This is a genomic window from Chamaesiphon sp. VAR_48_metabat_403, from assembly GCF_031422475.1.
Taxonomy (GTDB): Bacteria; Cyanobacteriota; Cyanobacteriia; order Cyanobacteriales; family Chamaesiphonaceae; genus Chamaesiphon.
The window spans coordinates 1-10558 of the sequence record NZ_JANPLS010000185.1; the positions used below are offsets into that span (position 1 = coordinate 1).

Genomic DNA, 10558 nt, shown 5'->3' on the forward strand with positions numbered 1-10558 from the left:
TCTAAGGAACTTAGCTGAAACTGGCTCAGAGCAAGGATCTGTAAATTGGGTTGAAGCATGAAATTAGGGCGTGCCCAAACAAAGTTTCTTTCACCCTTTAGACGACATTTATGTCGGCTCAGATGCTCTGCAAGAGAATCCGCAACACCGATTAATCTTTGGTAGCCATCCCATCTAATAAATAATTAATAAACACCGAAACAACATCTGTTGCTGAGTCATTTGCCGATAAAATCGTTGTTGTTTGATAAGCGATCGAAATCGAGGCAATGCCATGTACCATCGACCAGATTGCCTTAGTCATCACATGCGGATCGCCAGCAACGAGCTTACCATTTTCTCGTCCAGATTTTACCAGCTCGAATAATCGATCGAGCGATGCGGCTGAAGCTGCTAGCAAATCGGGATACTTCACCGCATCATAAGGCGCGAACATCACCTGAAGATGATTCGGTCGAGCTTGTGCAAAGCGCACGTAAGCCTCACTGGCGGCAATTAACTGCTGGCGAGTATTTTGCCTGTCGGAGCGTTCGATTGCTGCCTCTACTTCTACTGCTAATAGTCGAAAACCTTCCTCGGCAATTGCCGCTAGCACTGCTTCTTTATCGGCAAAGTGCATGTATGGTGCGTTGTGACTCACCCCAGCTTTCTGAGCCATTTTCCGCAAACTCAATCCGTGAGTGCCTTCGACTGCTAAAAGTTCTGTGGCGACCTGAATTAAGTCATGCCGCAGATTGCCGTGATGATATTTAGCCATGTCGATCGGTTCTATATTGACAGTGCCAATATATAGACGCTATATTGGCACTGTCAACTTAGCATATCCGTACGGCGATCGCAGCTTATGAAATTTAACCACACACTCACAACAACAGCACCACCAGCCACAATCTGGGGCATCTGGACGGATGTAAGCAATTGGTCGAGGTGGGATACAGAACTACGAGATTCGACGCTAAATGGTGCTTTTATCTTAGGAGCCACAGGCATTTTAACAACCGCAGCAGGTAGAGCTTCGCGGTTTAGAATCTCGCAATTTAACCCCGGACAAAGTTATACAATGACGATCGATTTACCATTGAGTAGCTTAAACGTCTATCGCTATCTCCACGATCGATCTGATGACACAGTCTTTACGCATGAAGTATCATTTAAAGGACTGCTCGCACCGCTATTCTGGTTCTTACTCGGACGAAAATTTCGGGCTGTGTTACCTAGCGTGATGAGCAACATCGTTCGCATCGCCGAATCGTAAGCATATGAAAATTGGTGTCAAATTCAATCAATTAACCTACCGAGAGTACGTTAATATTCTCGATCGCCATCAAAAGTATACAGATTTTAATCCGTTAGCATTGTATCGATCGATTATTGAAAACGACAAGCTCGATTTAACCCAAAAAATTGCCATTAGAGATCTAGCACATCAGCATTTTGCTAAATTCTTTGAATTTTTACAAATCAAAGCTCCCTATACGTATATCAAAGTATCAACATTAGGGGAAACCTTAACGGCTGGTGATGAAGATCGATTTTGGGAAAATATTCGCAAGAACCAAGAAAAAATCCTCAAAGCAAAACGCATCAAACATCGCAATTTTGGTGTTTATTCAAGATATTACCTGGAGACTCTTGGTACCGATCGGCACTATTGGACTATTATAGACTGTCCTTATAATGGGGCGATGATTCGCCGAGATGGTGGTGTGAATCAGCATCTAGCATCTGCACCAGATATGTATTTTAAGTCAGACAAACAAGGGTGTAAATCCAGATCTGTCAAACGTCGAGCGTTGGAAAAAAGAGCATTCAGAGACAATCGATCGGACATAATAGAGGAAGCACTTGCCGATCTTGAAGATTTAGCTGACAACCTTATGGCGATCGATATATTATGAAAATTGGCATTAAATTCAATCGACTAACCTACAGAGAGTATATTTATATTCTCGATCGCCATCAAAAGTACACAGATTTTAATCCGTTAGCATTATATAGATCGATTATTGAAAATGACAAGCTCGATCTAGACCAGAAAATTGCCATAAGAGATTTAGCAAACCAGCATTTTTCTAAATTCTTTGAGTTTTTACAAATCAAAGATCGTTACACGTATATGAAGGTATCGACATTAGGGGAAACCTTAACTGCTGGTGAAGAAGATCGATTTTGGAAAAGCATCCATGAGAACCAAGAAAAGATCCTTAAAGCAAAACGCATCAAACATCGCAACTTTGGGATTAATTCAAAGGGAGGAACCATAACTTACGATCTCAAGGAGGTTTATGTCATGGTTCGTCCAGGTTATAATTATCCAGGAAAACGTTCGCGGGCGTGGGAATATCCTTACCATTTAGCCGCGAAAAAGAGAGCCGCCAGAGCAAACAAAGCAGACATCGAGAACCAACTCATCGATCTTGCCGATCTTTAATGGTTTTACCATCTGGATCTGGATTAAATGAAGGTGAACTCTAACAATATACAAGCCTAAAACCTAAAACCTAATACCTATTTACCAATCGATCGAGGATGGCTAAAATCTGTTGATAGGTTTTGCTATCGCCACGATCGAGATAGAGATTGGCGGCTTGATGGTAGTCGCTAATTGCGCCAGTAATATCGCCGATTTGGGTGTGGACTTTGCCGCGTTGGTAGTAGGCGGGGGCGTAATGCGGATCGAGATCGATCGTCTGGCAAAAGTCGGCTACCGCAGCGGATAAGTTACCTAAGCTGTGATGGCTGCAACCGCGCTGATAATAGGCATCGAGATAATTTGGTTGGAGATCGATCGCGCGTTGATAGTCGGCGAGGGCGTATTTATGCTCGTGACTGGTAGCTAGGAGCCAAGCGCGATGGTAATATGCTCTGGCAAAGTCGGGCGACAATTGAATCGCGCGTTCGATATCTTCCATTGCACCTTGCACGTCGCCGAGTGCGCTGCGGCTAATCGCGCGGTTGTAATATGCGTGCAGGTGGTTGGGATCGAAGCAGATAGTATGGGTATAATCGGCGATCGCGCCGTGTTTGTCGCCCAGATATTGGCGTGCATTCCCGCGATGGTAATAGGCATGGAGGTATTGACTATCGAGGGCGAGGGTGCGACTGTAATCGTCGATCGCGGCTTGATGATTGCCCATTTGTCGGCGACAAATGCCCCGATTGTAGTAAGCGATCGTTAGGTTAGCATCGAGGCTAATCGCCCGATCGTAATCGGAGATCGCCGCGTTGAGATCGCCTTCAATTCGGTAAATATTGGCGCGATTGCTATAGGCGACGGCAAAGTCGGTATCGATGGCGATGGCTTGCGAGTAGCTATCGATCGCAGCGGGATGTTTGCCCATTTGATAGTAGGCATTACCGAGATTATTATAAACGCTGACAAAATCTGGTTGGAGTTCGATCGCTTTAGTAAAGTCGGCAATGGCTGGTGCAAATTGCCCGCTCTGAGTATAAATAATGGCGCGGTTATTATAGGCGATCGCCGATTGGGAATCGATGTTTAATACCTGAGTAAAATCGGCAATCGCCCCAGTTATATCGCCTAGATACTGACGTAAATTACCGCGATTATTATAGGCGAGTAATAAGTGTGGATCGAGACTAATCGCCCGATCGTAATCGGCGATCGCGCCGTCAGCATCGCCTAATTGGGCTTGGGCGGTACCCCGCATTACGTATTCGATCGCGGTTGACGGGTTGGCGAGTAAGCTTTTGCCCAGCTCGAAATCGGCGGTGGGATCGGTAGTCGATGGCGAGCCAAAACATGTCCCTAAGCCGCGCCCGATATAAGCAACGCCTAAATCGGGATCGAGAGCGATCGCTCGATCGAAATCCTCCCAGGAGCCTGAATAATCCCCAACAAACCGCCGCGCATTTCCCCTACCACAATAAGCCTCGACACACTGAGGATCGAGGGCGATGGCACGATCGAATGCTTCGATCGCCCGCTCGCAATTACCGACTTCATAAAATTCCGTCCCGCGCTCTACTAATAGCCGCAGGTGCTTGGCAATCTCTAGGCGCGTATCGGCGGGGGAATGCTGATGGACGAGTAATTGGGGAATCGCACTCGCGACGGCTTGCCAAGCGGCTAATCCAGATGGGTAGCGGCGTTCGGGATCTGTGGCAATCAGTCGATCGAGAATGGCGATCGGTTCGGGGCGATCGATTTGAGTTGCCAGTTGTTGCCATCGATCGAGTTGGCTCGCTGTGAGGGGTAGATCGGCTCCAGACCTGCCTGTCGCCGCTGCGATGGCAATTTCGCCGATCGCGCGTAAATTGTCCGATAAGGGCGTATTTCCTGCCGTTGCCATCGATCGGGGTAAATTTACTAACACCAGTTTGCCATCGATCTGACGACGGACGATCTGCTGAATCGAGACAGGTTCTGGCTGCACCCGATCCCGCTCGATCTCGCGCAATACTTCTAATAATTCTGCCAGCAGCATCACTATTTGCGATTGAGTCCACGCGCGCGTGGATAACTCTTGCGCCAAACACACCCCTTCAATAAATTCGCGGACGATATAAAACGATCGATCTTCGACAAAATAACTGTAGACGATCGGCAGTCGATCGACGCGACGACTCACTTCATACAACGTCTGCGCCGTATTTATCGCTGCTTGCCAATCGGGACTATCTGGAGTCGGATCTGCCAGCAGGTAACTATGAACCGCACATTTGAGTTGGAGATTGCCTGGAAGTTGAGTGTCAATGGCTAAATAGGTAGAGACAGATCCATTGTGCCCCAACTGTTCCAGGATTTGATAACGCTGTTGAAGAGTAGATCCGATCGGATTCACTGTGCGTACGCTCCCACCACTCACTTGCAAGTTATTCAAAATTTACTACCGACTAATTCCGATTAAGTCTATTTTGACACATCGATCGATTTCGGTCGTGTGTCACTTAACAAACTACTCGAATATTTTACGTCATTGGATCGGAGTACGAACATGTTTGTGAGGGAGTAAGGAGTAAGTCTCCCCGTCTCCCTGTCCCCACACCCCCCACACCCAACTTATCCTCTTGCCCCCAGCCGCTGCCAAAATTGTTTCCGATCCGGTAGCGGTGCAGCCATCTGGATGACTCGTTCGAGCAGTCGCGGGACTAAATAGCTGCCCCAAACTGCCAAATGACTTTGCCAACCAATTATAATTTCTCGCTCGTCGCGATCGATCCCTCGGATGAGAGCCTGCGCGACTCGTTGTGGCGACATCGGCATCACCCCGCGAAATAACTGCAAATCTCGCACCATATCCGTATCGGTAAGTGTCGGTAGTAACGACATCACCCGAACGTTGTGGCTGGCTAATTCGCCCCGGAGAGCCTGGGTAAAGCCCAAAATGGCAAATTTAGTTGCTGAGTAGGTAGACATCGTTGGCGCGGCAACCTTGCCCATTAAGCTGGCAACATTTACAATCGTTCCTTCTTGTTGCGATACCATCCGGCGCGCGAGTAGGCGCGTGATGGTATACATTCCCAACAAGTTGATGGCGATCTCTTCTTGAACGTGGGGTAATTTCGATTGCAGAAATGGAGCTTGATGCGCCACCCCAGCACAGTTGACGAGCAGATGAATTTGACCGTAATCTCGCCATGCTTGGGAGATGACGACATTTACCCGTACCCGATCTGTTAAATCTAAAACGATTGGGATAACTTCAACACCCATTGCTGCGATATCTGTGGCAATTTCCGTCAGCCGTTGTTGGTTGCGAGCGACTAGTAGCAGTCGCTTGATGCCACTTTTGGCTAATTCAAAGGCAATTGCTTGCCCGATTCCCCGCGATGCACCAGTGACGAGGGCTGTTTTTCCTGATAATTTCATTTTCAAAACCTCCAAAGGTGAAACTCTTGGCATCGTAACTTTGGCTGCGTTGACGATGCCGCAAGCGATCTAGGACTTGAGTATCGATCGAATACTCGTGGGTTAGCTAGCTGAATTTACAAACAAAACAGAGTGCGGATGACATAATTTGCAAGCAGTAATTGTGAGGGGGATACTGTGAGAATTTTTCGGGCTGGCAAGTAACAAGACATCAGGCATCTGGATTGGGGCGATCGATTTGAAGTGTCGATCTATAAACACACATTATCAGACAGATCTAGCTTCTGCAATATTTATTAACAAAATTAGGCAATCTTGATATATCTCTATACAATTCTCAGGGATCGCGATCGCAGCTATTTTGGCGTTAATGTGCTGTGTCACCTCGATCGGAGCTACAATCGAGCGGGTTTCAATGGTGTAGTGTTTTCTGAGAAGCACTCATTTTGATGAGAGCGAGCATTTTTCGATCGTTTGCAACTTACGTTAGATAGATAATTACGAAAATTGGGCATACTTAGCTTGCTGAGGTATTTAATCGCACTCGCTGTCGTTCCCTGCTTTGCCTCTTCCCTGGAGAATCGAAACATCGAGTCGATCTCCAAGCCTAATTTTCTTCACTATCGGGATAGTCATGCAATCGAATATTTGGGATGACGAGCTAGCATCTGACGATGAGCAGGGTGCAGACGCACAGCAAAGGCTCGAAAAAATCTCAGCCATCAAACAAAGTCTAGATCGAGTTACTTCTTTAGAACAGACAATTCCACTGTTAATTCAGTTGGGTAATAGTTTAGTTGAAGATGGACAGTTTGAAAAAGCAATCGCCGCTTACGATAATGCAATTGCGATCGATCCCGACGATTCTAAAGCTTGGCATCATCGCGGTGTTATATTACTAGAATTAGCTAAAATTACTGAAGCAATTATTGATTTCGATCGCGCTTTAGCGATCGATCCTCAAGATCGCGAATCTTGGTATCAGCGCGGCATTGGATTGGCTCGACTACAGCGATATGAAGCAGCAATTGTTTCATTCGATCGCATGATTGCCATAGAACAAAATGACGAGCGTGCTTGGTTGCATCGCGGCATCTCGATGGCTGAAATTGGTAATAATGACGTAGCATTAGTTTGCTATAATCGAGTTATCGAACTCGATCCTTATAACTATTTAGCTTGGTGCAATCGGGGTTTTGTCCTCAATCGAACCGATCGAGATCGAGCCGCACTGGTATCATTCGATCGAGCGATTACCATTAAACCAGCCGATTTCTATGCTTGGTACGGTCGTGGTATCGTCCTCGATAAGTTGGCTAAAAGTGATGATGCAATTGTATCTTTAGATCGCGCCCTAGCGATCGATCCAGATTTTCAGGAAGCATGGAATTATTGCGGCACTATCCTCCAAAGATTAGGACGAAGTGAGGCGGCGATTACCTATTTCGATCGCGCATTAGCAATTAAACCAGACTTTTATCTAGCTCGTAATAATCGATCGATCGCGCTACAATCCTTATGTAGATACGATGATACTGTAGCGGAAATCGATCGCGGATTAGAGATCGAACCCGACAATTATTTAGCTTGGTTTCAGCACGGACACGCGCTATTGAAGTTAGCTAAATATGCCGAAGCTGCCGATTCTTTCGATCGCGCTTTAGCAATTAAACCCGACTGTCATGCAGCTTTATACAATCGGGGTAATGCATTTTCTTTTTTAGGCGAACACGATTTAGCACTGACTAGTTTCGATCGCGCAGTAGCGATTAAACCCGATTACTATGATGCTTGGAATTATCGCGGTTATACATTAATGAACTTAAATCGAGACAAAGCTGCTCTAGAATCTTTCGATCGGGTAATTGCCAAGCAAACATCTAATTATTTTGCCTGGAATCATCGCGGAATTATATTGGGTAAATTGGGTAGAAATGAGGAAGAAATTGCTGCTTACGATCGCGCGATCTCGATTGACTCCACTCTCATCGATGCATGGTATAATCGAGGTAGGGTTCTCCATGAATTAGGTCGGCATGAATTAGCAGTTAGCTCTTTAAATAGAGCTGTAGTAATTAATCCCGATTTATATGAAGCTTACAATCTGCTCGGCATTTCGCTGCGTCAATTGAATCGATCCGAGGAAGAAATTGCTGCTTACGATCGTGCAATTGCCATTCAACCAGATTATCATCCAGCCATTTATAATCGAGCTTGTTGCTATGCAATTAAATGCCAAATCGATCTCGCTATTGAATATTTAGCACGAGCGATTCAATTCGTTGGCGTTGGCGAAGCCTTTGCCTTAGCAAAAGCCTCTCAGAATGAGAATCCTAATACTTATCGCGATCTCGCTCGCGAAGATGCAGATTTCGATCTCATTCGTCACGATTCGAGATTTATAAGTTTAATCGATCGATAAATATTTAGATTAATTTATCTGCTAAAGATTGCGAGCGACGATTGCGCGTCCGGCAAATTTCATAGTTAGCGATTGCTGCAAAGATTTTGGCAACCATGAAATCTTTTGGTAGCGAGATCCCAATCTTTTCTGTAATAAATCGACCTCAATCGATCGTACCTCACTAAACCGAGCGGAATATTGGCTGTAAATTTCCGCAGGCGTTCGATAATACGTCCATTTATCCAACCAAATACAAGTATCTTGGCTCCATTCAAGCGGACTTTTATTGCCCTTAAAAGATCCCATGCCCAGCGATCTTAATAGTAAAGTATAATAAATTCTCGGAGTGCTTTGCTTGGGAAACCAATGTAAAAAAGGAATATCGCAATGTCCCTCTCGCCACGTACTTTTATCAGGAAATATCGTTAAAAACTGCCCACCCGGTTTGAGTACGCGCTGAAATTCGGTTAATGTTGTATCGAGATCTTCGACATGTTCGATGACTTGATTGCTAACTAAAAAGTCAAAGTAATTATCTGGAAATGGAATTTTGTTCTCTTCCATTTTCACAATTATCGTACCCAATAAAGCTGAATTATCTAGCTCTGAATAAGTCGCCGCCTCATAAAAAGTATCGCAACCAAATGCTTCAACCTCTCGATCTCTCAATAATTTAACGATTTCGCCGCCGCCGCAACCATAGTCGAGGACGCGGATCTGTCTGGAGTCGGCATTATCGATGACCCACTGAGTACAAAAATCGTAATTACTCATGGTCGTCAATCCTAGTGTAGACATATCTACTCTCCTCGATCTTGTCGATCGAAATTTAGTTGAGTCTTACTGTAGTCTTACTTTACCTCAAATGTTTTACTAAATTTGTCTGAATCTATACTAAGGCTGTAAGTATTTAAACCTCGCACCAGCAACAAAATCTCTAGTGAAGGCTCGGCGCGGGTTTTGACTGTAAAAGCGCAACCTTCTTGCGTTGGCGTTGGCGTAGCCTGCCGTAGGCACAGCGTCTCGGAGAGAAGAGAAGCCTCTCCCCTGGAGAATCGGTATTTGAGCTACGATCGATAATAGTAGTTATATATTGGTGCAGCGGGGAGATATCCACACTTTGAAACTAGAAACACAGTTAGCTAAACTAGCCGAATTAGGATTAGTTCTCAATCTGGGAATTACGATCGACGATTTGCTTTATTCGTTAGATCGACAATCTTTTGAAGATGAGCCGTTTGAGTGTTTGCTGTTCTCGCTGGGAATTGAGGTAGAGCGGGAACCGTGGGGGCGAAGAATTTGCAATAGTGTCTGGAATTTTGATACTGAATGCATCGTTTCTACAGGCGATTATGTAGAAATCGTGCGGAATTTGTGCGGATTGACTGGCGAGCCAGATTATCTGACTGATATTGTCGATTATATTAATATCGAGGGGGGTGAATGTTGGCTAGAATATAATATTGGCGATAAACGACAGCATTGGACAATCGAGCCGAATGATGATTGGGCGGATATGATGGCAATTGCCTATGTGATGGAAGATTTACAGCGCGATGGCAAACAATTTTATACCAAAGATAACGGTCAAGCGATGATTTTATTTTATCTCGATCGCGAAACGGCTGTAAAGTTAGGCGATCTTTGCGATGAAGATTTAGAGCCAGTAATTCCCGCTTAGTTAACGTCAGTTCGGGAATTAGAAAAAATTCTCGAACCAATGCAACTGAGTGTTTTAGAGTTCGTTCGTTTTGGCTCGGTGAGGAATGAAAATTTTACTAGACATTTATATTTTTTTAAGTATTACTTCCGATCGAGAGAAAATAGCTTACAATAGCAAAAAAACAATGTAATCGTCTCGATCGCTAGCTATACATTTACATCACGATGGATAAATCGATATTCTGGGCGGGTTTAGTTGGTGCGGTAGCGACGATTCCCCTGGTTCAGATGGCCGCTAGTGCCAAGAGTGCCACGGAAATTAATAAAATTGCCCAATCGATTACAGTGATGATTTCCGCATCAGGGAGTCAAGGTTCTGGAGTCATTCTCCAAAAACAAGGCGATATCTACACTGTATTAACAGCCGCCCATGTGGTGAAAAACAAAAGTGTCAGTTATTCACTGGTTGCGCCTGACGGTCAGAAATACCAAATCATCCCCGGTTCCATCCGTCGTCCCACCCAAGATATCGATGTGGCGGTAGTCAAATTTCGTGCTAGTGCCAACTATCCCACCGCCAAACTTGGTAACTGCAATCTCCTCACTGGTGGTGCGGAGCTATTTGTTGGCGGCTACCCCACACCGACAGCTACGATTAC

10 protein-coding genes are annotated in these 10558 nt (G+C 45.2%); 6 read left to right on the top strand and 4 right to left on the bottom strand.

All coding sequences use genetic code 11. The features are described from left to right. Positions 1-151: 151 nt before the first annotated feature. The gene (locus tag RMO79_RS08845; protein WP_310482746.1) at positions 152-757 is read right to left on the bottom strand and encodes a TetR/AcrR family transcriptional regulator; all 606 of its coding nucleotides are present in this window, start codon (positions 755-757) and stop codon (positions 152-154) included. A gap of 87 nt (positions 758-844) precedes the next feature. Here RMO79_RS08845 and RMO79_RS08850 point away from each other — a divergent pair, with 87 nt between their 5' ends. Genes RMO79_RS08850 through RMO79_RS08860 form a run of 3 tightly spaced genes read left to right on the top strand, consistent with a single transcriptional unit; the run spans position 845 to position 2431 of the window. Then, on the top strand, positions 845-1255 hold the full coding sequence (locus RMO79_RS08850; RefSeq protein ID WP_310482747.1) for an SRPBCC family protein: 411 nt from the start codon (positions 845-847) through the stop codon (positions 1253-1255). 4 nt (positions 1256-1259) lie between these two features. Continuing rightward, positions 1260-1898, top strand: a complete 639-nt coding sequence (locus tag RMO79_RS08855) for a hypothetical protein (RefSeq protein ID WP_310482748.1) — start codon at positions 1260-1262, stop codon at positions 1896-1898. Beyond that, complete coding sequence (locus RMO79_RS08860; protein ID WP_310482749.1) at positions 1895-2431, top strand: hypothetical protein; 537 nt, start codon at positions 1895-1897, stop codon at positions 2429-2431. Before RMO79_RS08855 ends, RMO79_RS08860 begins: the two co-directional genes overlap by 4 nt. A 70-nt stretch (positions 2432-2501) precedes the next feature. Here RMO79_RS08860 and RMO79_RS08865 read toward each other — a convergent pair whose 3' ends face one another. Together RMO79_RS08865 and RMO79_RS08870 are read right to left on the bottom strand one after the other, a co-directional pair. Further along, positions 2502-4844, bottom strand: a complete 2343-nt coding sequence (locus RMO79_RS08865; RefSeq protein WP_310482750.1) for a tetratricopeptide repeat protein — start codon at positions 4842-4844, stop codon at positions 2502-2504. Positions 4845-5023: 179 nt separating this feature from the next. Beyond that, a complete protein-coding gene (locus RMO79_RS08870; RefSeq protein ID WP_310482751.1) occupies positions 5024-5833 on the bottom strand; it encodes an SDR family NAD(P)-dependent oxidoreductase in 810 nt (269 codons plus the stop codon). Positions 5834-6467: 634 nt separating this feature from the next. Here RMO79_RS08870 and RMO79_RS08875 point away from each other — a divergent pair. Further along, positions 6468-8255 carry a tetratricopeptide repeat protein gene (locus RMO79_RS08875; protein WP_310482752.1) on the top strand — a complete coding sequence of 596 codons (1788 nt, stop codon included), beginning with the start codon at positions 6468-6470 and terminating at the stop codon, positions 8253-8255. 21 nt (positions 8256-8276) lie between these two features. On the opposite strand, the gene RMO79_RS08880 is transcribed toward RMO79_RS08875, so the two are convergent. Further along, on the bottom strand, positions 8277-9035 hold the full coding sequence (locus RMO79_RS08880; protein ID WP_310482753.1) for a class I SAM-dependent methyltransferase: 759 nt from the start codon (positions 9033-9035) through the stop codon (positions 8277-8279). Between the two features lie 322 nt (positions 9036-9357). Here RMO79_RS08880 and RMO79_RS08885 point away from each other — a divergent pair, with 322 nt between their 5' ends. Both RMO79_RS08885 and RMO79_RS08890 read left to right on the top strand, forming a co-directional pair. Next, complete coding sequence (locus tag RMO79_RS08885; protein ID WP_310482754.1) at positions 9358-9918, top strand: hypothetical protein; 561 nt, start codon at positions 9358-9360, stop codon at positions 9916-9918. 206 nt (positions 9919-10124) lie between these two features. Beyond that, a partial coding sequence (locus RMO79_RS08890; protein ID WP_310482755.1) for a serine protease occupies positions 10125-10558 on the top strand: 434 nt, incomplete at its 3' end.

What these genes read in the sequence shown, in the direction of transcription:
- RMO79_RS08845 (WP_310482746.1), bottom strand. Translation starts at nt 757, where the DNA reads ATGGCTAAATATCATCACGGCAATCTGCGGCATGACTTAATTCAGGTC.
- RMO79_RS08850 (WP_310482747.1), top strand. Translation starts at nt 845, where the DNA reads ATGAAATTTAACCACACACTCACAACAACAGCACCACCAGCCACAATC.
- RMO79_RS08855 (WP_310482748.1), top strand. Translation starts at nt 1,260, where the DNA reads ATGAAAATTGGTGTCAAATTCAATCAATTAACCTACCGAGAGTACGTT.
- RMO79_RS08860 (WP_310482749.1), top strand. Translation starts at nt 1,895, where the DNA reads ATGAAAATTGGCATTAAATTCAATCGACTAACCTACAGAGAGTATATT.
- RMO79_RS08870 (WP_310482751.1), bottom strand. Translation starts at nt 5,833, where the DNA reads ATGAAATTATCAGGAAAAACAGCCCTCGTCACTGGTGCATCGCGGGGA.
- RMO79_RS08875 (WP_310482752.1), top strand. Translation starts at nt 6,468, where the DNA reads ATGCAATCGAATATTTGGGATGACGAGCTAGCATCTGACGATGAGCAG.
- RMO79_RS08880 (WP_310482753.1), bottom strand. Translation starts at nt 9,035, where the DNA reads ATGTCTACACTAGGATTGACGACCATGAGTAATTACGATTTTTGTACT.